We start from the raw sequence: 24465 nt of genomic DNA, 5'->3' as shown, positions 1-24465 counted from the left end.
TTTTGGCAAACCTCCTAGAACTATACGTCAAACTGGTAGGCTTAATCTCAATCGGATTTTTCCTGGGACGGAAACTGCCTGCTACAGTTCCAACACGTTTGGGTCAGTTGCTTTTTTGGGTAGGAGTACCTGTAAGTATTGTTGCTTTTTTACGTCAAGCGGATTTATCCGCACAGATTTGGATTGCACCAGCGATCGCCCATTTAGCCATTTTTTTGGGCGCACTGTTGGCTTGGTTAACTATTAAAGGCCAAGCGTATCTAAGAAATACAACTTTCCAGCACCCAACTCAGGGAAGTTTTATTTTAGCGGCAATGGTAGGCAACACTGGTTATATCGGCTTTCCTGTGACTTTGGCAATGGTAGGCCAAGATTATTTTGCCTGGGCTTTATTTTACGATTTACTAGGGTCATTATTTGGCGCTTATGGTTTGGGTGTAGCCTTAGCATCTCGTTTTGGCGATGGGGGGACAAACTATCGGCAAATGACTCAGGCTATCTTGATTAATCCCGCTTTGTGGAGTTTTGGTTTTGGCTTACTGTTTCGTCAAATTAGTATCCCTAATACTACAGAATTTTACTTAGAGAAATTGGGTTGGTGTGCTGTAGCTTTGTCTCTAGTATTAATTGGAATGCGACTTTCCCTGCTCAATTCTTGGCAAAGAGTCCCACAAGCAGCCGTCAGTTTGGCAATCAAAATGCTACTAGTACCTTTAGTCCTCGGCAGTACTTTATCATTTTTTGGCGTGACTGGTTCCGCCGCCAAGGTAATTGTTTTACAAATGGCAATGCCGCCAGCCTTTGCCACAATGGTGTTAGCCGAAACCTTCAATCTTGACCGTGATCTTGCTGTGACTTCCTTAGCACTGGGTGTGATACTGTTGCTGGTGACTCTACCTGTTTGGCTGTGGTTGTTTTGAACTAGTCAATATTTAATATTGCTTCTTTGATAGGTATCTCCTACCTCCTGCCTTTTTTTCAACAAAGTTGACTCATTTTTTCTGCCAAAGCAGCGGGATTGGTATGTTCGTAATGTTCAAAAGGCTGATGAATCCAGGGATTATCGGGTAAGTAATCAACGTAATAATCGGGTTTAATGACCGAACAGGCTTTATACCAAATAACTGCGCTGCGGACTTCTTCAATAGGAGAATCAATATTTTCCTTTAACCAAGGAACAGTTTGTTGAAGGGTGATGCCAGAATCTACCAAGTCGTCAATTAAAAGAATGTGGGAACCTAACTGTTCAGTAGTCATTGTCAAATGATTAGAAAAGGTGAGATTGCCTCTCTCTTGCTTACCGGGGCCACTGTAGGATGATGTAGCTAAAATTGCCAGTGGTTTTTGATAAATCCGCGAAATAATATCTCCGACTCGCAGTCCGCCTCTGGCCAGGCAGACAATTTGGTTGAATTCCCAACCAGATTGATACACCTGAACCGCCAGTTGTTCAATTTTATAGTGATATTCTGACCAAGAAACGTAAAGGTCTGGCATAAAGAAAGTGATTTTGAGGTAATACTGATAGCGATCGCAAATTTTTTACTTTAGTACGAGCGCCAAAATATGATGAACGATTCTGCCCAAAATAGAGATTTGAATCCAAAACTAGATTTTAAAACAAAACTAGCTTATGGTGCGGGTGATTTAGGCCCGGCGATTACTGCCAATATTTCGATATTTTTCTTGCTAGTTTTTTTTACAAATGTCGCTGGTCTTCCCCCAGGGATAGCTGGTAGCGTGTTGTTGATTGGCAAAATCTGGGATGCAGTTAACGATCCTTTTGTCGGGACGTTGACTGATAAGACAAAATCTCGGCGTTGGGGTCGTCGGCTTCCGTGGATGTTATATGGTGCGATTCCTTTTGGGATTTTCTTTTTCTTGCAGTGGATTGTACCGCAATTTAGTAGCGATCGCAGTACTAATATTTCGGCTTTGTTTTGGTATTACGTGGTAATTGGGTTGATTTCTCAGGTTTTTTACACTGTGGTGAATTTGCCTTACACAGCCATGACTCCTGAACTTACCCAAGATTATGATGAACGCACCAGCCTCAACAGTTTCCGCTTTACTTTTTCCATTGGTGGCAGTATTTTATCGTTGATTTTGGCACAAATAGTTTTTTCTCAGATTGCTGACCGTCAACAACAGTATTTTGTCTTAGCTGTAATTTGTACTGTAATTTCCGTCATCTCTTTATATTGGTGCATTTTTGGAGTGCGCGATCGCATCTTAGCCTTTGAAGCCAAACGTATCCAACTTGCAGAACCCCCCTCTCTACCATTTTTTGAACAGTTAAAAATTGTTTTTACCAATCGACCTTTTCTGTTTGTGATTGGCATCTATCTTTTTTCTTGGCTAGGTGTACAAATCACTGCCAGTATCATTCCCTATTTTGTCACCAACTGTATGGGTCTGAAAGAAGCAGACGTTCCTACAGTCATGATTGCTGTCCAAGGTACTGCCTTAGTTATGTTATTTGTCTGGAGTCATTTAAGTAAAAAAATTGGCAAAAAACTCGTTTATTTCCTCGGTATGAGTTTATGGATTATCGCCGCTGCCGGATTATTTTTCTTACAGCCTGGTCAATTAGTTTTGATGTACGTCATGGCGATGATGGCTGGCGTTGGCGTTTCTACAGCTTATTTAGTTCCTTGGTCGATGATTCCCGATGTTATTGAATTAGATCAACTCCAAACGGGACAGCGCCGCGAAGGTATATTTTATGGTTTTATGGTTTTGTTGCAGAAATTCGGATTAGCTTTTGGACTATTTTTAGTAGGTAATGCCTTACAATCTGCTGGTTTTAAAGAAGCTGTCGTTGGTCAAACAACTCTACCTATTCAGCCAGAATCTGCACTCACAGCTATTCGTTTTGCTGTCGGCCCTATACCAACTGTTTGTTTAATTTGTGGTTTAGTTTTAACATATTTTTACCCAATTACACGGGAAATGCACGCAGAAATCTTGTTAAAACTAAAAGAACGTCAGGAAAGCCAGGAAAACTAAACATTAACAGAATCCAAAAGTCAGTTTTTTAATAAATGCTTTTCTGCACTATTTGAACTGAAATTATCTACATAGAATGTTTTTAATACTATAGAACAATCAGATAACTGGATTATTCAAGAAGTCGGTTATCTGAATCTTTCAATTTTCACAAAAATAAACATACTCAAACTGATAGTTAGTAACTATGTGCCAACTGCTAGGGATGAACTGCAATGTTCCCACAGATATTTGTTTTTCCTTTGAGGGTTTTTCAGCACGGGGAGGAAAAACAGATGATCATAGTGATGGTTGGGGAATTGCATTTTTTGAAGGAAAGGGATGTCGGCTATTGTTAGATGACAAACCTTCTGTTACATCTCCAGTAGCAGATTTGGTAAGGCGCTATCCCATCCACTCTACCCATGTCATCGCCCATATTCGTAAAGCGACTCAGGGTGAGGTAGCCTTAAAAAACTGTCATCCTTTCCAAAGGGAACTGTGGGGTAGGTATTGGGTATTTGCCCACAATGGCAATTTACCAGATTTTCATCCCCAGAATATGGGTTTTTACGAACCGGTAGGAAATACTGATAGTGAGAAAGCATTCTGCATCATCCTAGAAACTCTGCGAGAAGCTTTTCCTCATGGTAAACCTCCCTTAGACAAACTTAATTTTGTCCTACGTCAAATTACGGCTGAAATAGCAAAAGTAGGTGTTTTTAACTATTTGTTATCGGATGGAGAACACTTTTTTGCCCACTGTTCCACGAAACTCACCTACATTGTTCGTCAAGCCCCCTTTGCAGCCGCCCACTTAATTGATCAAGATATGACTGTGGATTTTCGGGAGTTGACTTCACCAAGCGATCGCGTCGCCGTCATCGCTACTACCCCCCTCACCGATAACGAAGTCTGGACAACAATCCAACCAGGCGAATTGTTGGTCTTCCAAGACGGATTACCCCAGAAATAACCATAAAATAGATATATTTCTCATAAAATTCTTTTTTCCTAGAAATTATGCAGACTCTACGATTTCTTGGCGTTTTTCTCTACGAAACGCTGGGCGAAGACTAATTGGCGGTTTAATAAATTTGGCTTTTTGAGAATTTTTGCGTAAGTCCTGTTTTAATCTAAAGTATAAGTTGTGATCAAAATAATTTAAGCAAAATTTTTGATTTATTTTTCACTTTTACGGTAATTATCTAACACTCAAACTTAGGCTGATATATCAGAGGTTTGGATAATACACAAGTTTCATTCAGAAGTTATAAATTGATTGTAAATTTCCGCCGAAAAATCCCACATCTACAAAAAAATTAACAATCTTTATCAACAGCAAAAAATACCAAAATATTGTCTAGTAATTATAAAGCCTAAACCCTAAAAATAAATAAATAAGTTAATAATATTTTTATTTTTCATTAATCATAGATAACATAATTATCCTGGCAATATCTCACCAAGGCAGCGAACTAAGCCCCGCTTAACTCAAGCAAATTTTTCTATTTACTTCCTTTACCATATTTCTTTGCTATCAAAAAGTGAATAATACACAAACACAGGTATTGCTATGCTTATTGATATACCTTTGGTAATGACTGTAAAGAGTATGTAAAGATGCCTTTGGTGAGAATAGACACCTCAGTGAATATACAGTACAATTTCAATAAATTATTTAGATATTACCTAGCTACTAAGCTAAATAATCACAGGCAACAGCCCATAATGACATCGTGGGAGAGCCTTTCTGTGTCACATACATCTTTACGCTTGATTTGTCGATGCTTTATTAGCGATCATTAATGATCAAAGGATGGTTGAAATAAAGCCTAAATATCAATGTTTGTGTTGGAATTCATCGAGGCACAGAGAGTGCAGAGATAACGGCTAAAAATATCAGACATACCAATTTGAGCAAAACAATACAGCAGATAGCTTGCTAAGAGCATAAATCTACTCTGTGACGGTGATCGAAGAGTGTAGTATTTCGCTTGTCTAAAAGATTAATGTAGAGTCGAGATTATGTAAATTGGGATTGTTTTGATAGTGCCTTTCATCGTCTAGCCATATCTAAGAAAAGTTGTTCAGTTCTAGATAGGTTTGTTCATTCTATAAAAGAACTATATCAGACATTTTTCATAATCATATTCAATCACACTTAGCAATTAAGTGAGGCAATAAATATATTCTCTCTGTGTGTTTTTTGAGAATCATTAGGTAAAACTTTATAAAGAATTACTGTCATTGTATGAGCTAATATGCTTCAGTTAAATATGTTTGTACTTAGTTAATGCGACAGCAAAAGCCAACATTATGTTGCAAATTGTGCCTTGGAAATTTAACCAAATTTTATTGCTTTTACGCTTGTAAAAAATATTCCGAAAGCGCCAATTTCGGAATGTTTTTTATCTCTTAAAACGGCGCAGGCTGTAATTTGAAAATTTTCCAGTTACTGAAAAAATCGATTTATTTTAGGTAAAAGTTATGGCAATTAATGGCACCAATGGCAATGATAATCTCATTGGCACTAGTGGCAATGAGATTATTAGAGGCTTTGCAGGAAATGATTTCCTCACAGGTAATGGTGGGAACGATATTTTAGATGGTGGCGTTGGTAATGATACCCTTTCGGTTTATGGTTCATCTGGTAATAGCATCCTCAACGGCGCAAATGGGGACGATATATTAGATGCGGATGAATCAACCGGCAATAATGTGTTGAATGGTGGTGCTGGTGGTGATTATTTATCGGCAGTTGCTTCCGAGGGGAATAACATCTTCATCGGCGCAAATGGGGAAGATATCTTAAATGTGGATCAGTCCAGCGGCAATAATGTGTTGAATGGTGGCGATGATAATGATTATCTTTCTGCCATTGCTTCATTTGGCAATAACACTCTCCGAGGTGATGCAGGTAACGACAGAATAACTGTGGATTATTCTGACGGAAGTAACCTACTTGAAGGTGGTGCTAATAATGATGAACTGTCTGCTATTGGTGCTGCTGGAAATAACACCCTTAATGGTGGGAATGGTCAAGACACGTTAAACATTGACAATTCTACAGGGAATAACCGACTCAATGGTGGTGCAGGTGATGATTATATTACAGCGATCGCTTCCGAGGGGAATAACATCCTCAATGGTGGTAATGAGGACGATACATTAGATGTGAGCGATTCCACAGGGGATAACCAGCTAAATGGTGACAACGGTAACGATACCCTGACAGCTTATCGTTCATCTGGAATTAACATCCTCAGCGGCAATGCTGGTGACGATTCATTAGATGCGGATGAATCAACTGGAATTAACATCCTCATCGGTGGTGCTGGTGATGACTATCTCTCGGCGATCGCTTCATCTGGAACTAACATCTTCAACGGTGGGAATGGTGACGATATCTTAAACATCGATCAGTCAACCGGTCATAACCTGCTTTTTGGTGGTGCTGGTGATGATTATCTGTCGGCGGTTGGTTCCGAGGGAAATAACAACACCCTCAATGGTGAAGGTGGTAACGACAGATTAATTGTGGATCAATCCATTGGTAACAACCTAGTTGATGGTGGTAGCGGTAATGATCAGCTTTCTGCTGTTGGTACTTTTGGGAATAACATCCTTGATGGCGGTACCAATCAAGACACGTTAAACGCTGACGATTCTACAGGGAATAACCGACTCAATGGTGGTGCAGGTGATGATTATATTACAGCGATCGCTTCCGAGGGGAATAACCGACTTACTGGTGGTGCAGGTGATGATGTCTTAAATGTGAGTGATTCCACAGGGGATAACCTACTCAATGGGAATAACGGTAACGATACTCTAACCGCATATCGTTCATCTGGAGATAACACCCTCAATGGTGGTGCAGATAACGATTCATTAGATGTGGATGAATCAACTGGTAGCAATACTCTCAACGGTGGTACGGGTGATGACTATCTCTCGGCGATCGCTTCCGAGGGGAATAACACCCTCATCGGCGCAAATGGGGACGATATCTTAAATGTGGATCAGTCCATCGGCAATAATGTGTTGAATGGTGGTGCTGGTGGTGATTATTTATCGGCAGTTGCTTCCGAGGGGAATAACACCTTCATCGGCGCAAATGGGGAAGATATCTTAAATGTGGATCAGTCCAGCGGCAATAATGTGTTGAATGGTGGCGATGATAATGATTATCTTTCTGCCATTGCTTCATTTGGCAATAACACTCTCCGAGGTGATGCAGGTAACGACAGAATAACTGTGGATTATTCTGACGGAAGTAACCTACTTGAAGGTGGTGCTAATAATGATGAACTGTCTGCTATTGGTGCTGCTGGAAATAACACCCTTAATGGTGGGAATGGTCAAGACACGTTAAACATTGACAATTCTACAGGGAATAACCGACTCAATGGTGGTGCAGGTGATGATTATATTACAGCGATCGCTTCCGAGGGGAATAACATCCTCAATGGTGGTAATGAGGACGATACATTAGATGTGAGCGATTCCACAGGGGATAACCAGCTAAATGGTGACAACGGTAACGATACCCTGACAGCTTATCGTTCATCTGGAATTAACATCCTCAGCGGCAATGCTGGTGATGATTCATTAGATATAGATCAATCCAGAGGTAATAACACCCTCAATGGTGGTGTGGGTGATGACTTACTTTCGGCGATTGGTTCCGAAGGGAATAACGTCCTCAATGGTGGAAATGGGGAAGATATCTTAAACGTTGATCAATCCAGCGGCAATAACACCCTCAATGGTGGTGCTAATGATGATTATCTGACGGCGGTTGGTTCCGAAGGAAATAATATCCTCAACGGTGAAGGTGGTAATGATAGATTAATTGCAGATCAATCCAGAGGTAATAACACCCTCAATGGGGGTAATGGGAATGATGAGCTTTCTGCTGTTGGTTCATCGGGAAATAACACCCTCAACGCTGGCGAAGGTAACGATACCTTAAACATTGACAATTCCACAGGCAATAACTTGCTCAATGGTGATAGTGGTAATGATGAGCTTTCTGCACTTGGTGTATCTGGGAATAACACCCTCAATGGCGGCGCAGGAAATGACGCGATTTACATCAGTGCCGCATTATCAGAGTTAACAGCAATTGCCGTGCAGACCGTTGATGGTGGAGAAGGAGAAGATACCCTCTCTGTTGATTACAGCCATGCTACAGCCGGCATCACTTCCACATACAATGCTGTTACCAACACTGGTAGAATCACCGCTGGGACAAATCGGGTTAACTACAGCAACATCGAAAGCTTAACGCTGATCGGCACAGCCTACAATGACAATATTGTGGGAACTAACGGCAACGATACACTCTCTGGCGGCAGTGGTGGTGATGATGTCATTAACGGTGGCGCTGGTGATGATTATATTACCGCTATTGGTACATCTGGGAATAATAACCTCAACGGTGGCGAAGGCGACGATACCTTAGATGTGAGTGATTCCACAGGAGATAACCTGCTGAATGGTTACAACGGGAATGATACTCTGGCTGCTTATCGTTCCGAGGGTGATAATACTCTTATCGGTAATGCTGGTGACGATACATTAGATGCAGATGAATCAATCGGCAATAACACCCTTGATGGTGGTAGTGGCGATGATCATCTGTCGGCGATTGATTCATCTGGTAATAATACCCTCAACGGTGGCGCTGGGCGTAATATCTTAAATGTGAATCAATCTAGCGGCAATAATACCCTCAATGGTGATAATGCTGATGATGTACTGTTGGCAGATGCTTCAGTGGGTAATAACATCCTCATCGCCAGAGGTGGTAATGACAGATTAAGTGTGGAGTATTCCGAAGGGATTAACCTACTTGATGGTGGTGTTGGAAATGATGAATTGTCTGCTATTGGTTCTTTTGGGAATAACACCCTCTACGGTGGCAATGGTAGCGATATACTAACTGTGGATGATTCCAGCGGCAATAACCTACTCTCTGGTGACAGTGGGAATGATACTCTGTCGGCTGTGGGTGCGGCTGGGAATAACACCCTCGACGGTGGACTGGGTAATGATACCCTCATCGGTGGTAATGGCAATGATTTTCTCATAGGTGGCAGAGGTAGCGATCTCATCACTGGCGGTAGCGGTGTAGATACTTTTGTTTTTAATAGTTTCAATGAAGGGACTGATACTATTACTGACTTCAACATAACTAATGACATCATTCAGATATCAGCTGCTGGTTTTGGTGGTGGATTATTAGCAGGTTCACTATCGATTAGTCAGTTTACTTTGGGAACATCTGCTAATACTAGTGATCAGCGATTTATCTATAACAACACTACTGGTGCGCTGTATTTTGACCAAGATGGTAATGTTGGTGGATTTAGACAGGTGCAATTAGCACAACTATCTGGTGCGCCTGGACTGAATTTAAGCAATTTCGTAATTGTTTAAAAACTGGCATCAAACCAATTATTTGATAGTCATTTGGCACATTTGAAATAGTTCAGCAAACAAAGGTTATGCGAATAGCGTAACCTTTTATTTATTAATTATTTGTTGTAGCGATCGCCAATCATAACCAAATATTTTACCTGTTGTAAAAAGCAAATATCCTATAAAAAATAAAGCTGAAGTTACTAGTAAAAGTAAGAGGTTAACTGAGGCAAACAGCCGCCCCGTAAATATCATGATAGCGATGCCTAATGCAATCAAAATCCAGCCTAGATTGCGGTTAATTCTTTGTTGGCACAAAACAAAAATTCCGGCAAAACATAAAATTACGCTCGGAAGACCGAAAAATATACCAATTCTAATATTTGCGGTTGAAATCACGATGCTGGCAACTATTAAAGTCAAACCTAATAGCTTAGTTGTTTTATCTACCACAATTGGTTTATTTTGTTCAACTAGTTGGGGTGCAATTTGAGTGCCATTAATATCTGTCAATAAAGCTGGTGAATGTTCTGGGGAATTTTGAAAAATAAAAGTGACAGAATGTCCTTGCCCAAGGTCAATGCGATCGCCTATTTTTAAAGTATGTGTAATTCCCTGTTCTAGCTTGATATCGTTGAGAAAGGTGCCGTTAGAACTACCTAAGTCTTCAATCAAGTAATTACTACCATCCACCATAATTTGAGCGTGAATGCGAGAAACTACCTCTGCATTTGGCAAACTAGAAACATCTATATCAGGCGGATTTTGAGCATTTGACTTACCAATACGAATCACCATCAGGTTTGGGGGTAAATCAAAAACCGTGTTTGTCTGGACATGGAATATCTCTAAACTTAACCTTGTCGTGCTTAATTGATTGATATTTTGCATGGCTTACCGTTGTATCGCTAATTCTATGGTAATTAAGAATTTAAGCAATACTTCCCCGTTTGCGGGCTTCTTTATAAGAAGTACCAACATTTTTTAAGCCAGCTTTAATCATTTGTTTTTCTAAAAGGGCGAAGAACCGCGCTTTATCGCCACCTCTGACCACCGCTTGATTATGGGCTTCGGCGATCGCTACTGGGTAGCCATATCCTTTCTGTACTTGCGCCAGCATTAAACCCAAGGCTTGATCCAACATTGCTGTATTTTCGACAACCCAGGCTGGTAATTCAATTCGGGCAATTTCCGTACCTACATGAACATAGCAAAAATAAATGCTTTGTCCTTCATAAAACTCTAAAATTCGCGCATTACTCCGCCACAAAGGGCCGCGTTGTCCGGGTTGGAGTTGAGTTGACCACAAAGAGGTATCTCGTAGAGGTTCAAAAACTTTGCAAGGAACTTTCTCTAACTGGTTGGGACAGTAACTTACACAGTCAGGGACTGGATGAGGACAAGCCATTAAGCGCAAAAAGTTAATCCCTTCAACATTCCGCGAAGCACTCAGATATCCCATTAACGGGATTCCAGCTTCCCGTAGCTGCTGCCAAGCTTGCAAAATCGGCGGTAAAATGCGATCGCGTGCATCTAAAGGTAACTGTTCCAAAAACCAATAAACTAAGGAACCATCCACCATTGCTAAGGTTGGCGCATCACTTCTAGCCGCACAAGCTAATTCAGCCAATACCGTTGCTTCACTCGCTGTCCGACAAAAACCCATCCATTCTTCTGTTCTAATTCCCCACTGACGTGACGCATATAAATCTTCGGGGCGGTAAAATACCTCTGGTAAACTATCAAGCAGTGGATGGAGGTTTTGACCGTAGTGTAAAACAACTCTGCCGATATTTAAGAGATAGCAATAAGCAATTTCGTGATGGCTAGGTGCAATTTGTGAACCGTCAGTAGCAATCACAGTATGCACCTTGGGCGGCACAGGAATATCAATCCGAGTTTCTAATGGCTCAATTGGGGTAGCATTAGCAAAGAGAATGCGATCGCGCCATTTCTCCTGACGTTCAATTAAATCTTGCTGACACGCGTAAGCATTTATTAAATGTTGTTGGGCTAATTCTAAGCGCTGGCGACCAGCAACAGCTTCTAGTGATAGATGCTGACTTAAACCTTGCATTTGTCGCGCTAATTTTGTCAGGTCAAGCATAGATTTTTAGAGGTTATTCACCTTACTAAAGGCAGTAAATAGAGACGCAAAATTTTACGTCTCTACAACTTGTTTACAACCAATCTGCGAAAGCCTTGGCAAACTGCGACAGCGATAGTAACTCAATCCGCTGATCATCTTGCGCCGCTTTCCTTTCTGGTTGGGTATTATAGCCCCAATCTGCTAAGAAAAGTTTTACATTTTCCAGATCAGCCTGCTGTTGAACTAACTGCAAAGTTTTGATTCGGTCTTCCACAAACCATAAACTAACGGGTTGTTGATTAGCTGTTTGAATTAATTCTCGCAGAATTTCATATTTGGGACGTTTCACTTCTTTGCCAAAAATAGCTGTTTCAGGCAAATTTACCCCTTCTTGTTGCAATAATTGCTGCACAAACCGCCCTTCCTTAGTAGTGACGATGAACAACTGCACATCACTAGCCACAGTCAATTTAATTTTTTCGATCACCCCCGGATAAAATCTATGCAGATTCAGCCAGCCTTGTAAATCTGTCGCAATCCATTCATCCCGGAGGTGATCTAGTTTGGCACCGATTTCTCTAGCCGGCAAATTATTTTTTAACAAAATTTGTGGCGTAATTGTTGTCCATTCCTGAAGAATTTGCTCATCAGACATTCCCTCTAACAAAGCTTTGATTAAAACAGGCATTTCCCAACCTGTTTCAATCACTGGTCTGAGGCGGTAAAATCTCAAAGCCAAGTCATCTGGTGGTGTATCGTTAGTTGGCGACCAAAGTTTACAGTAGGTACGCCATGCTACCTCAAAATATTCAATTAGTCCGTCGCAAATCACTCCGTCAAAGTCTAAGGCTAAAATTGTAGGACTACTGGCCGTCATAGTGTTGAGCATGAAAACTGATTTTGAAAGCTTACCTGAAAAATCAAAATATAGTAGTGATCTTTGTTAGTTTTTTGTCATTTATAATTTCTGTAAAACAGATTCATCTACGGTAAATTATTTTTCTTTTACCTTAATTCAGTGAAAATTGCTAAAATCCGCCAATTTTAATTAAGTTAATCTTGCCTGGAGCAATATCTTTAGAAAAAGAAATTAAAAAAATATTATTTACTTCTTCTCTTTGCACCTTTGCGCCTTTGCTTGAGGTAAATTAATACCCGGATTTAGTTCAACAAGTGCGAGTCAATACTCGACGAAACGCATCTATAAAATTGGTGGCAAAATTATGATTACTCAATCCGAGAAAACGACCTCACCTAAACTAATCATGGGCAATCAGGCTCCTGTTTTGGAAGTCAAAACCTTAGATGGAAACATCTGGAAACTAGCTGACCAAAATCCTGAAAACTACACAATGATTGTGTTCTACAGAGGTCTACACTGCCCTATTTGCGAACAATATATTACTGATTTAGAGCAAAAACTGGATGCTTTCACACAACTGGGTGTAAAAGCGATCGCCATCAGCGGCGATTCCTTGGAAAGAGCGCAACAATTTCAAGCAAAAGCTAACATCCAAAATCTCACCATTGGATATGACTTAACCCCCGATGAAATGCGCCGTTGGGGACTGTATCTCACCAAAGGACATTTTGAAAGTGAACCTGCTTTATTTAGCGAACCCGCTGTATTTTTGATCAAGCCCGATGGTCGTTTATACTTTGCAAACATCGGTACTCATCCCTTCTCTCGTGTAGATTTTGCCTTCTTGCTGCAAGGACTAGAGTACATCATTCCCAGAAACTACCCTTTCCGTGGAACCGAGTGGTAAGTTGTTCTCGCTCTAAGATTGACATCTTTAGAATGGGACTTATGTAGTTAAACGAAAAATCGATGATTTTAGCTAGGCGTGTCAGAGTGTGAGGTGTGTGGGTGTAGTTTTCAAAAGCCTTACACCCAACCTCAAAATATTAAATAGGGTGCAGAAGTCTGGGCTGATTGGGAGAGATGTAGGAGCCAAACAAGCAATTTTGGCGAATCTAATGTAAATTAAGAATGTACACAGCAATGCCCTTTTCCGTGGGTAGTACAAAATCAACAGGCTGAAGTTTAGATAAATTAAGCCTTGGTGTGATGTCTAACGACAAGACGTTCTGCGTCTACGCTCCTCAAGCACCATCTCAATTTTCTCAACCCAGCTTTCCCGAAACATTACATAGGTGATTACACAACGCTTCTGGAGGTCACTTAAATTATCTGAGGAAAAAGCGATTATACATCAATTAGGAATTTTTTAGGCGATCGCATTACATTCTAATTTGCCTAGTTCCTAAATTTACTCTGTGTTTGTGCTGAGAGTTAGTTTGTGTTGCTTTTAGCTAAGAAACAAGAAGTTAATTGTTTTTTTCTAAAGTATTGTTACCGGATCGTGATATGATTCAGCTGACTGAATGTGCAGTCATAATAGTTAGCTGTACTAGTTTCAAGTCCCGTGAGCTTGTCAGAAGAACCAATTGCAACCACTCCGACAACACAACAAGATGCCCCATCTGGTTTTGAGGAAACAGAATCAGTAAACGCTTCTATGCAGGAGTTTCATCAACTCTATCAGAAGTTGTTGGTAATCACACTTGTTTTGACGGGGATTATATTTATCTCTGTGTGGATTTTTTATTCCTTAAACACTGCCCTGAATTATTTAATTGGGGCGTGTACAGGTGTGGTTTACTTAAAGATGCTGGCTAAAGACGTTGAGCAACTCGGCGCTGAAAAAAATCGTTTGAGCAAAAATCGTTTTGCTCTATTTGTTGGGTTGATTGTACTAGCAACTCAATGGCACGATCTACATGTACTGCCCATATTTTTGGGATTTCTCACATACAAAGCCACGCTCCTCGTCTATACGGTGCAAACTGCGTTCATTTCTGATTCTTAAAAAATCAGACTCACAAAGACAATACACCCATCCTCGCTTGTTGGGGAAAATGCTTGAAGAATGCAAATGCTTAGTGTCTTAAACGCCTTTAATTCTTTTCCCCTCGCCGAATTAGAAGTAGGTCAACATTTCTACTGGCAATTAGGCAATCTGAAAATTCATGGGCAAGTTTTTCTCACCTCATGGTTTGTGATTAGCATTCTAGTAGTGGCTTCCATCGCTGCTACTCGCAACATACAAAAAGTTCCCAGTGGTATCCAGAACTTAATGGAATACGCCCTGGAATTTATTCGTGATCTAGCAAAAAACCAACTTGGTGAGAAAGAGTACCGCCCTTGGGTACCATTTATTGGTACATTGTTCTTGTTTATCTTCGTATCGAACTGGTCAGGTGCGTTAATTCCCTGGAAGCTAATTAAGCTGCCATCTGGTGAATTAGCGGCTCCCACCAACGACATCAATACGACGGTAGCATTGGCACTGCTGACTTCCCTCGCTTATTTTTACGCAGGTTTCAGCAAGCGTGGTTTGGGCTACTTCAAGAAATACATAGAGCCAACACCCGTATTGTTGCCGATCGCCATTCTCGAAGATTTCACTAAGCCCCTCTCCCTAAGCTTCCGTCTTTTCGGTAACATCTTGGCGGATGAATTGGTGGTAGCGGTGTTAGTCCTGCTCGTCCCTTTATTTGTACCTCTACCTGTAATGGCCTTGGGTTTATTTACCAGTGCCATTCAAGCCCTGGTGTTTGCTACCCTAGCAGGGGCATACATTCATGAGGCAATGGAAGGACACGGCGGCGAAGAGCATGAGGAGCATTAACGCCCTCAGTTGTTAGCACAGTTCCGACGAGCATCAACGCTCAAAACATCGCAAAGCGCGATTTGCGAGAACTCGGTGCAGCGTGAAAAAACACGTCTTTGACTAGTTAATTTACTTTTGTTTAGTTCTGTAATTAAAGCAAGGAAAATCAACATGGATCCATTAGTTTCTGCTGCTTCAGTTCTAGCTGCTGCTCTAGCAATTGGTTTAGCTGCGATCGGCCCTGGTATTGGACAAGGTAACGCTGCTGGTCAAGCAGTAGAAGGTATTGCCCGTCAGCCAGAAGCAGAAGGCAAAATTCGCGGTACTCTGCTGTTAACCTTGGCGTTCATGGAATCCTTGACTATCTACGGTCTGGTAATCGCCCTAGTACTGTTGTTTGCTAACCCCTTCGCATAAGAACTCAAAGTTTTGATTGTAGAGACGTGAATCATCACGCCTCTACATCTGAAAGACTTTGGGTATTAAGTAGTTTTAATGTCGTCTGACCCTTGTGGCTATGGGTCTCTAAAATACGAAAGGTTGGATAACGTTGCTAGCCATGAAAACTGCTACTCCAGCCAAAGAGGAGAGAAATGTTTGATTTCGATGCTACTTTGCCCTTTATGGCATTGCAGTTCCTGCTGTTGGCAGCCTTGTTGAATGTAATTTTCTATAAGCCACTGACCAAAGTCCTGGATGAGCGTGATAATTACATCCGCACCAATACTCTTGAAGCCAAAGAGCGTCTGGCTAAAGCCGAACGCCTAACTCAAGAATATGAACAGCAACTAGCAGAAGCTCGCAGGCAATCGCAAGCTACTGTAGAAACCGCCCAGGCTGAAGCTAAGAAAATTACTGCCCAGAAAATTGCTGAGGCACAACAAGAGGCTCAAGCTCAACGAGAAAAAGCTGCCGTTGAAATAGACCAACAAAAGCAGGAAGCTATGCGTTCTTTAGAACAACAAGTTGATGCTCTTGGTAGGCAGATTCTAGAAAAACTCTTAGGGCCTAGTCTAGCTAGATAAGCTATAAAGATTATTGGCCTAGTGAAAGTATCCGCGCAACTGGGCATTTGTCCCAGAGCGCTTAATAAAGTGTCAGCCAATTTTAGATTTTGGATTGCCGTTAGCGTAGCGTTAGCGAGTTCACGAGCTTATTTTGGATTGACCGGGCCAATTTTGATTTTGAATTCCAGATTTTGGATTGAAGAGTCTGAAAATCCAGAAATTCAAAATCTAAACTCATGTGTGGCAAGGCATCAAGCAAAAAATCTCAAATCTCAAAATCTAAAATTCGTAGTCACTTTTTTCCTACGGGAACACAAAACTGATTAGCAAGCGAGCAGCGCACTTGTAGATGGGTATCATGGGCACTTTCTTATTACTTGCCGCAGAAGCTCAAGCTGTTCACTCTGAATTGGCAGAAGGCGCAGCAGAAGGTGGTTTCGGTCTAAACCTAGACATTTTTGAAACCAATCTGATAAACCTATTGATTCTGATTGGCATATTATTCTACTTTGGACGTAAAGTTTTAAGCAATATCCTGAACGAGCGCAGATCCAATATCGAAACTGCCATTCAGGAAGCAGAAGGACGCTTAAAAGAGGCACAAACAGCTCTTTCTCAAGCACAAGAACAGTTGACCCAAGCACAAGCTGAGGCACAACGCATCCGTCAAGCAGCCGAAGAAAGCGCTCAGGCAACTAAACAAGCCCTGTTGGATAAAGCAGTGCAAGACGTAGAACGCTTGAAACAAACAGCAGCGGCTGATTTAAACACCGAACGAGAGCGAGCGCTTACCGAATTGCGGCAGCGAGTAGCCGCTTTGGCATTACAAAAAGTCGAAGCACAACTGCGATCAGGTGTTGGTGACGATGTTCAACAGGCACTAATTAACCGTAGCATCGCTCAGGTGGGAGGACGGTAATGAAAAGTAATATCGAAACAGCTGAAATCGCCCAGCCTTATGCACAGGCGTTGATGTCAGTAGCAAAGTCACAAAATCTGACAGAAGATTTCGGTAACGATGCTCGTTCCTTACTAGATTTGTTGCAAAATTCTCAACAACTGCGGAACTTGATCGACAATCCCTTTGTTGCCGCTGACAGCAAAAAAGCGGTAATCACTCAAGTCTTGGGTGAAGGCGGGAATCCTTACTTACGCAACTTTTTGCTACTTCTAGTAGACAAACGACGCATTTTCTTCTTAGACCAGATTTTAAAGCAGTATCTGGCATTGCTGCGGCAGCTGAATCAAACTGTGTTAGCGGAAGTAAGCTCGGCTATTCCTCTTTCATCAGAGCAAGAAGAAGCGATTAAACAGAAAGTCATTGCCATCACCAATGCTCGTCAAGTAGAACTAGAAACTAAAGTAGATAGCGAATTGATTGGTGGTGTGATTATCAAAGTTGGCTCACAGGTAATCGATGCTAGTTTACGTGGTCAACTACGACGCTTGTCTTTGAGCTTAACTAGTGGCTAGGAAGAAGGCAGAGGGCAGGAGTAAGAGAATTACTCAGCACTTTATTACTATCAAATTCGTCCGTGTTGCAAAAGAAAAACATACACTATGAGCATATCAATTAGACCTGACGAAATTAGCAGCATTATTCAACAGCAAATTGAGCAATACGACCAAGAAGTCAAAGTTGCTAACGTTGGTACCGTTCTGCAAGTAGGTGACGGTATTGCCCGGATTTATGGCCTAGAAAAGGCTATGGCTGGGGAACTTTTGGAATTTGAAGATGGCACCATCGGTATCGCCCAAAACTTGGAAGAAGACAACGTGGGTGCGGTACTCATGGGTACAGGTAATAATATCCAAGAAGGTAGCTCTGTCAGAGCTACTGGGAAAATTGCCCAAATTGGTGTCGGTGAAGCCCTAGTTGGACGGGTTGTTGATGCTTTGGGTCGTGCGATCGACGGAAAAGGCGACATCAAATCCACAGAAAGCCGTTTGATTGAATCGCCAGCACCCGGTATTATTGCTCGGCGTTCGGTACACGAACCCATGCAAACCGGGATTACCGCTATCGACTCCATGATTCCCATCGGCCGTGGTCAGCGGGAATTGATCATTGGAGACCGTCAAACCGGAAAAACCGCGATCGCGATCGACACCATCATTAACCAAAAAGGTGAAGATGTTGTCTGCGTTTACGTAGCCATTGGTCAAAAAGCTTCCACCGTAGCTAACGTAGTTCAAACCTTACAAGAAAAAGGCGCAATGGACTACACCGTAGTTGTTGCGGCTAGTGCCAGTGAACCTGCCACCTTACAATATCTAGCTCCCTACACCGGCGCTACTATTGCTGAGTACTTCATGTACAAAGGCAAAGCCACCTTGGTAATTTATGACGACTTGTCCAAGCAAGCACAAGCTTATCGCCAAATGTCCTTGCTGCTACGTCGTCCACCAGGACGGGAAGCTTACCCCGGAGACGTATTCTACATTCACTCTCGCTTGTTGGAAAGAGCCGCTAAACTCAGCGATGAGTTAGGTAAAGGCAGTATGACTGCTCTACCCATCATCGAAACCCAAGCTGGTGACGTATCCGCTTACATCCCCACAAACGTAATTTCTATCACTGACGGTCAGATCTTCTTATCTTCTGACTTGTTCAACGCTGGTGTTCGTCCTGCTGTAAACCCCGGTATCTCCGTATCCCGTGTAGGTTCGGCGGCGCAAACTAAAGCTATGAAAAAAGTTGCTGGTAAGATTAAACTCGAACTAGCACAGTTTGACGACCTCCAAGCCTTCGCGCAATTTGCTTCAGACTTAGATAAAGCTACCCAAGACCAGTTGGCACGAGGTCAGCGTTTACGGGAATTGTTGAAACAATCCCAGAACGAACCCTTGTCTGTAGCTGAACAAGTGGCAATTCTTTACGCTGGGATTAACGGTTACTTAGATGATATCGCTGTAGATAAAGTAACCACCTTCACCAAAGGTTTCCGGGAATACCTGAAAACTGGTAAATCTCCTTACTTCCAAGCAGTACAAAGCAAGAAAGTACTCGCTGATGATGAAGAAGCAGCATTGAAGGCAGCCTTAGACGATTACAAAAAGACCTTCAAAGCAACAGCATAATTAAAGTGCTGAGTGCTGAGTGCTGGGTACTGAGAACAGGAATGAAAGTAAGTACAAATACATCCTGGAAAACTTAGTACTCAGCACTTTGAGCCACTCGGAACTCAGGAGTCAGGACTCAGAACTTAAGAATATGCCTAACCTCAAATCAATACGCGATCGCATTCAGTCGGTCAAAAACACCAAAAAAATTACAGAAGCCATGCGGCTAGTGGCGGCGGCAAGAGTACGTCGCGCACAAGAACAAGTTCTGGCTACTCGCCCCTTTGCTGACAGACTAGCCCAAGTGCTATATGGTTTACAAACCCGTCTGCGGTTTGAAGAAGCCAACTTACCTCTGCTGAAAAAACGGGAAGTTAAATCAGTAGGGTTGTTAGTCATTTCTGGTGACAGAGGTTTGTGCGGTGGTTACAACACAAACGTCATCCGTCGTGCGGAAAACCGTGCTAAGGAACTCAAGGCAGAAGGTATCGACTACACATTTGTACTAGTTGGTCGTAAAGCTACTCAATACTTCCAACGTCGTGAACAGCCCATTGATGCTACTTACAGTGGCTTAGAGCAAATTCCTACTGCCGACGAAGCAAATAAAATTGCTGAAGAGTTGCTGTCTTTATTCCTCTCGGAAAAAGTAGACCGCATCGAATTAATCTACACTCGTTTCGTCTCGCTCGTTAGTTCTCGTCCTGTAGTTCAAACTTTGCTACCTCTTGATACCCAAGGTTTAGAAGCAGCAGACGACGAAATTTTCCGGTTGACAACTCGTGGTGGTCAATTTGAAGTTGAACGGCAAAAAGTAACGGCTCAAGTCCAACCTTTAGCCCGCGACATGATTTTTGAGCAAGACCCAGTACAAATTCTGGATTCCTTGCTACCCTTGTATTTGAGTAATCAATTACTACGCGCATTACAAGAATCTGCTGCTAGTGAACTAGCAGCGCGGATGACAGCTATGAGTAACGCCAGCGACAATGCTGGTGAACTAATTAAAAGCCTATCGCTGTCTTACAACAAAGCCCGACAAGCCGCTATTACTCAGGAACTCCTAGAAGTTGTCGGTGGTGCAGAAGCACTGACTTAGGAACAACTCAATTGTTAACTTTAAATAATAGCTAATTGCTGGTAACTTTAAAATCTAGCGATTAGCTATTTTTAGTTTTGGTGATGCTCAGAAATCGGGGTAAAGGCTGCAAAACAAGGTTTATCTGCGGTTAATTATTTTTGCCTTTACTTTACTGCGATGAGAACCGCTATATCAATGATTCTGCTATTTAACGTGCGTGAAATTCCACAGATGTTTGTAAAATTTTGATGTCGTAGTTACCAAAGAAATCGTGACCGAGTAATCCAATACCTGCTTTAGATGCGATCGCTACCTCTACATTATTGGCTACAATGCCACCCGCAGCTATAGACTTCATCTTGCCTGTAGGAAATTTTACTTCACTACCATCGGCAGTTTGAGCATTGAGTATACCTGTGGGTTTGACTTGCAAAGCATTCGCCATTGCTTGCGTAATCAAAGTACCATTAGCACCTGTATCAACAACCATCTCAAAGGTTTTTTGGTTATTAAAGGTGACATCAATTACCGGAGTTCTGCCAAAATGGCGTTTGATAGGTACTCGAAAAACTCTGCCTTCGGAAGTCGTCTTGGCTCTATTTGTATCGTTACACAGCTTTGTTAACTCCACAGTCATCCCAGAAGAAGTCACCATAAAACACTCGCTCGTATCTTCAGCGATTGCTCGGTGTGTAAATGCTGAAAATATCAGCGTTGGTATTACTGCAATCAAAGCTACGTTAATCTGAGTAATTCCCCGCTGCCAAGCACAGTTCATTTGATGCCGTTCTCCAATTTTTTATAAACATGAAAATAAATTTTTATGAGAAATTAATATTAATTTAATTGTTTCCTTAATTTCACTTAAATTTTGAATATTTTTTCGTTTATCCAATCATATTTTTCTGACAAACAAGTTATTTCTTAGGATATATTCATCTGTAAAACACGCAATTTACACCTCATAAATCTATATTATCTAGATTAAGGAAATGCTAACTTAAAGATTACGTAAAGAGTAGATGAAACTACTGAACTCAGATTTAAAGTGAGGGAAAATAATTAGTGATTGCATGGATAGCAGTGGCGATCGCATTTCCCACTGCAACTTCTTTCTGTTCTAAAACTACCTTCTCATCAACAGTACGTTGCGCCACCACACCGCAAACAGCCGCCGCCGCAAACTTATACACTCCTGCCATTTTAAACAGAGTGCCACATTCCATTTCGTAGTTCAAAATATTTAACCGCCGATATTCTTCCGTAATACCACGGAGCGATCGCATTAAATCCGGGTTTGCTGAATTAGCACGTTCCTGTCCTTCATAAAAAGTATCAACAGAAGCGGTAATACCTAAATAATGCTCAAACCCTAATTCTTGTGAAGCTTTGACTAAAGCCACCGTCAAAAATGGATCAGCTGCGGCGGGATACTCCACAGGTGCAATGTCATTAGCTGCACCTTGACGACATAAAGCGGCACTACTAATTACAATACTGCCAACTGGTACATAAGGTTGAATTGAGCCACAAGTACCAATGCGAATAATTTGCCGGATTCCCACCTGTACCAATTCATTTACCACAATACTTAAAGAAGGCGCACCCATCCCACTAGTTGCCGATAAGATGGGGCGATGATTCGGTAAGTATCCGAGATAACTATCAAGTCCGCGATTTTCCGACAACAAACGCACATCTTGTAAATAATTTTGGGCAATTAGATGGGTGCGATCGCGATCGCCCGATAATAAAGCAATCTGAGGCGGCGATGCACCTAAATCATCTTGCCCAAAACCAATGTGATACAAGCGTTTATTTGTCATACTAATTTCAAATAACTTAAACAATTTATACTTAGACAAAATTGTCAATTAGTATTTATGGGGCTTGAGAACAATATCTGTCTAGTAATGCACGAGCAAATTCCTGATGTTGTTCAGCTAGATATTGAGGATAAATAAATTGAGCATTGCTCATAAACCGATACACCCAACGACAAAACTCCTCCAGTGATCGCTTAGGCAATTTCACAATATAATCTACGTAAGCAGGTTTGCCATCTTTTCCCGTTAGCCCTGGTTTAATTTCTTGCTTAGGATGTCGCTTTTCGCCCTCTTGGATAAATTCCATAACTTTAGGAAAAAACCGAACTCGCACTTCTACAAGCTCTAATTCTCCACGGATCTCCCTTTGCTGATCTTCTCTTGACCCTAACTGTAAACCCCAACCCGCCTTTAAGAGCCGATGAGCGATACGTAAGCTTTTCCATTGGCAAATTGAGCCTCGGCCTTTGCTATCCAGAACCTTAAAGTGATCACTAAAGCGATCAAGACGTGATACTACGAGATGACCGTTTTGATAGTCCTCCTGCAACAAATACCAGGCAATGTCTGCATAAATCAGCTGTAAGGGATAAACTTTCTCATATCTAATTCTTTGAGGATTGTACGGATTACGAAAGCGGTAAAGCTCAACTGCTTGCCCTTGAATAATTGCCTCTTCAAGTGCATCTATTTTTTCAAATAACGTACCTCGGCTTTGATATTTGCCTTTAGCCATCATTTCCACCGGATCTGTGTAGACAATAACTCGGTCTAATTGAGTTCTCACCGGATAAAGTATCTCATCTTTCGGATTTAAACCTCCTAACCGCCGCATTAATCTTTGATATATCTGGTTAATTTGAGGGTCTTCCTGATACCTTGCCTGAGACTGTAGGGCGTTGAGCGCAACTTGTAACTCCTCTCTACTCATTAGACCTGTACCAAGATAGTAACCCCAGCGGTATGGTCGTCTATCTAAAAGCCCATAGCGGCGAAGAGTCTTCAAATCACTTTGGATGGTGTGACGTGAACAAGGCGGTAGCTCTACATTCAATTCAGTTGCTACCTTATGCAAATACATTTGTACTACCTGTAAGGTATCATGATTACTAGGGTCAGATTGCATAGGATCATGACAACCAACTCCTGGGTTTCGGGCAAACGTAGCCATTAACAGTAATAGTCTCTCGAAGGCAGGAAGACCAGCGTAAGAATGCCCCATAAACTATATTTCACCTAGTCAATAATAAGAAAGTATTAGCCTGTAATATATATAAACTTTAGGACTATTGGTAAATATACTTTCTAAAGATTTCATTTTTTAGCCTCCAATACTGCAAAATAGTCGCACTCTATCTGAACTTCTTTGTAAGATGCAGTTCAAATAGAGTTTTGGAGACTAAAAAATATGCAGACCTGCCCTTCCTGCCAACATCCTTTACTTAGCACAGGGTTCTATTGCTCAAACTGTCTTCAGCAAATTCGGTGTAAAAACTGCCTTGAAACACTCCTTCCTGGTGCAAAAGGGTGTGTAATGTGCGGAACCCCAAGAGGTGAAGAGCATAACGGATCTGCATCAAGCAATGGTGGTAGTTTACCTCCGGTAATAAACACTTTAAAGTTCGTTGAAACTAGCAAGGGCTATTCACGCGAAATTCAAGCAGAACTCACCAATGAAGTAGGTATTAACTGGGGTGGTGCGATCGCGGCAATCATTGGTGGACAAATAACACCCGGAAAACAACCTACTGGTCGTCCGGTGATTCGTGATGTAAGTAATGCCAAACCTCAACAACTTTCCCTATTCAACTACGAACCCAGTGCCGAGAACAACGAAACTACCATTGATGCAGTTGCTCAACTTCCCGCTGCTCATGAAGGCGATACTGACAAGTTAAGACAGATTTTTCGGCACAACGGTGAACAACTACAGCTAATGGACAAGAAGAGGCTCAAAGCTGCAAACAAGAAAGATGCTGCACGCAGGTTGACTTTTTTGGTTCTCCTATATTCATTAGAAGTTGATAGACGTGAGGCAATTCCTCGTACTGAGTTGAATGACATTCTCAAAAGAGAAAAATTCCATGATAACCCTCTTCTGTCACTTTCCGAAATAAGCAAGTAGTAAATAAATGAAATTATCCAGAAGAGAAAAAAGGTTTAAATTGGTTCATTGTAAAAATTAGGTGATTAAATCCAAGCAATAAATCGGAATTGGGAAAAACATTTAGCCAGGGATAAATCAACCAAAATAATAAAAGAGGTTGAACAATTAAACGAAGATTATTTAAAGTATTCTTCCATC

The 24465-nt window shown here is 41.5% G+C and carries 21 protein-coding genes and 1 pseudogene; 14 read left to right on the top strand and 8 right to left on the bottom strand.

What is annotated here, in order from left to right; translation table 11 throughout:
* Positions 1-2 precede the first annotated feature (2 nt).
* Complete coding sequence (locus IQ244_RS19645) at positions 3-920, top strand: AEC family transporter (RefSeq protein WP_193897185.1); 918 nt, start codon at positions 3-5, stop codon at positions 918-920.
* Positions 921-978: 58 nt separating this feature from the next.
* On the opposite strand, the gene IQ244_RS19640 is transcribed toward IQ244_RS19645, so the two are convergent.
* Positions 979-1497, bottom strand: coding sequence for a phosphoribosyltransferase (locus IQ244_RS19640; RefSeq protein ID WP_193897183.1), 519 nt, complete (start codon positions 1495-1497; stop codon positions 979-981).
* A 69-nt stretch (positions 1498-1566) separates the two neighbouring features.
* Between IQ244_RS19640 and IQ244_RS19635 the strand changes: the two genes are divergently transcribed.
* The 3 genes from IQ244_RS19635 to IQ244_RS19625 all read left to right on the top strand — a co-directional run bounded on the left by IQ244_RS19635 (position 1567) and on the right by IQ244_RS19625 (position 9435).
* A complete protein-coding gene (locus tag IQ244_RS19635) occupies positions 1567-3009 on the top strand; it encodes an MFS transporter (protein ID WP_416209785.1) in 1443 nt (480 codons plus the stop codon).
* Positions 3010-3196: 187 nt separating this feature from the next.
* The gene (locus IQ244_RS19630) at positions 3197-3964 is read left to right on the top strand and encodes a class II glutamine amidotransferase (RefSeq protein ID WP_096580561.1); all 768 of its coding nucleotides are present in this window, start codon (positions 3197-3199) and stop codon (positions 3962-3964) included.
* A 1514-nt stretch (positions 3965-5478) separates the two neighbouring features.
* Positions 5479-9435 (top strand): beta strand repeat-containing protein, encoded by a 3957-nt coding sequence (locus IQ244_RS19625; protein WP_193897181.1) that lies wholly within the window; start codon positions 5479-5481, stop codon positions 9433-9435.
* Positions 9436-9522: 87 nt separating this feature from the next.
* Here IQ244_RS19625 and IQ244_RS19620 read toward each other — a convergent pair whose 3' ends face one another.
* The 3 genes from IQ244_RS19620 to IQ244_RS19610 all read right to left on the bottom strand — a co-directional run bounded on the left by IQ244_RS19620 (position 9523) and on the right by IQ244_RS19610 (position 12383).
* Positions 9523-10308, bottom strand: coding sequence for an FHA domain-containing protein (locus tag IQ244_RS19620; RefSeq protein ID WP_193897179.1), 786 nt, complete (start codon positions 10306-10308; stop codon positions 9523-9525).
* Positions 10309-10348: 40 nt separating this feature from the next.
* A complete protein-coding gene (locus IQ244_RS19615) occupies positions 10349-11524 on the bottom strand; it encodes a DNA double-strand break repair nuclease NurA (protein WP_193897177.1) in 1176 nt (391 codons plus the stop codon).
* Between the two features lie 73 nt (positions 11525-11597).
* Positions 11598-12383, bottom strand: coding sequence for an HAD family hydrolase (locus IQ244_RS19610; protein ID WP_193897271.1), 786 nt, complete (start codon positions 12381-12383; stop codon positions 11598-11600).
* Positions 12384-12729: 346 nt separating this feature from the next.
* Between IQ244_RS19610 and IQ244_RS19605 the strand changes: the two genes are divergently transcribed.
* From IQ244_RS19605 to IQ244_RS19565, 9 genes are all read left to right on the top strand, one after another.
* Positions 12730-13275 carry a peroxiredoxin-like family protein gene (locus IQ244_RS19605; RefSeq protein ID WP_193897175.1) on the top strand — a complete coding sequence of 182 codons (546 nt, stop codon included), beginning with the start codon at positions 12730-12732 and terminating at the stop codon, positions 13273-13275.
* Positions 13276-13935: 660 nt separating this feature from the next.
* Positions 13936-14379 (top strand): ATP synthase subunit I, encoded by a 444-nt coding sequence (locus IQ244_RS19600; RefSeq protein ID WP_193897173.1) that lies wholly within the window; start codon positions 13936-13938, stop codon positions 14377-14379.
* A gap of 60 nt (positions 14380-14439) precedes the next feature.
* Positions 14440-15201 (top strand): F0F1 ATP synthase subunit A, encoded by a 762-nt coding sequence (gene atpB / locus IQ244_RS19595; RefSeq protein WP_015112743.1) that lies wholly within the window; start codon positions 14440-14442, stop codon positions 15199-15201.
* Between the two features lie 153 nt (positions 15202-15354).
* Positions 15355-15600: an ATP synthase F0 subunit C gene (atpE, locus tag IQ244_RS19590; RefSeq protein WP_015112744.1), complete on the top strand. Its 246-nt coding sequence runs from the start codon at positions 15355-15357 to the stop codon at positions 15598-15600.
* 176 nt (positions 15601-15776) lie between these two features.
* Positions 15777-16208, top strand: coding sequence for a F0F1 ATP synthase subunit B' (locus IQ244_RS19585; protein ID WP_193897171.1), 432 nt, complete (start codon positions 15777-15779; stop codon positions 16206-16208).
* A 331-nt stretch (positions 16209-16539) separates the two neighbouring features.
* Positions 16540-17109 carry a F0F1 ATP synthase subunit B gene (locus IQ244_RS19580; RefSeq protein WP_193897169.1) on the top strand — a complete coding sequence of 190 codons (570 nt, stop codon included), beginning with the start codon at positions 16540-16542 and terminating at the stop codon, positions 17107-17109.
* Complete coding sequence (gene atpH, locus IQ244_RS19575) at positions 17109-17663, top strand: ATP synthase F1 subunit delta (protein ID WP_193897142.1); 555 nt, start codon at positions 17109-17111, stop codon at positions 17661-17663. Before IQ244_RS19580 ends, atpH begins: the two co-directional genes overlap by 1 nt.
* Positions 17664-17750: 87 nt before the next feature.
* Entirely contained in the window at positions 17751-19271 is a 1521-nt protein-coding gene (gene atpA, locus IQ244_RS19570; RefSeq protein WP_193897140.1) for a F0F1 ATP synthase subunit alpha, read from the top strand.
* Positions 19272-19404: 133 nt separating this feature from the next.
* Entirely contained in the window at positions 19405-20352 is a 948-nt protein-coding gene (locus IQ244_RS19565; RefSeq protein WP_193897138.1) for a F0F1 ATP synthase subunit gamma, read from the top strand.
* Between the two features lie 190 nt (positions 20353-20542).
* Here IQ244_RS19565 and IQ244_RS19560 read toward each other — a convergent pair whose 3' ends face one another.
* From IQ244_RS19560 to IQ244_RS19550, 3 genes are all read right to left on the bottom strand, one after another.
* Positions 20543-21112, bottom strand: coding sequence for a retropepsin-like aspartic protease family protein (locus IQ244_RS19560; RefSeq protein WP_193897136.1), 570 nt, complete (start codon positions 21110-21112; stop codon positions 20543-20545).
* A 265-nt stretch (positions 21113-21377) separates the two neighbouring features.
* On the bottom strand, positions 21378-22160 hold the full coding sequence (locus IQ244_RS19555) for a nucleoside phosphorylase (protein ID WP_193897134.1): 783 nt from the start codon (positions 22158-22160) through the stop codon (positions 21378-21380).
* A gap of 55 nt (positions 22161-22215) precedes the next feature.
* Positions 22216-23382: a helix-turn-helix transcriptional regulator gene (locus IQ244_RS19550; protein ID WP_193897132.1), complete on the bottom strand. Its 1167-nt coding sequence runs from the start codon at positions 23380-23382 to the stop codon at positions 22216-22218.
* A 312-nt stretch (positions 23383-23694) separates the two neighbouring features.
* Between IQ244_RS19550 and IQ244_RS19545 the strand changes: the two genes are divergently transcribed.
* Positions 23695-24285: a hypothetical protein gene (locus IQ244_RS19545; protein WP_193897130.1), complete on the top strand. Its 591-nt coding sequence runs from the start codon at positions 23695-23697 to the stop codon at positions 24283-24285.
* A gap of 13 nt (positions 24286-24298) precedes the next feature.
* Here the strand turns inward: IQ244_RS19545 and IQ244_RS19540 are convergent.
* Positions 24299-24465 (bottom strand): annotated as a pseudogene (locus IQ244_RS19540) (IS701 family transposase); the annotation flags it as partial.

Source organism: Nostoc sp. LEGE 06077 (assembly GCF_015207705.1).
Classification (GTDB): domain Bacteria; phylum Cyanobacteriota; class Cyanobacteriia; order Cyanobacteriales; family Nostocaceae; genus Nostoc_B.
Note: the sequence above shows the minus strand (reverse complement) of the source record. Positions and strands in the feature narration are given on the sequence as shown.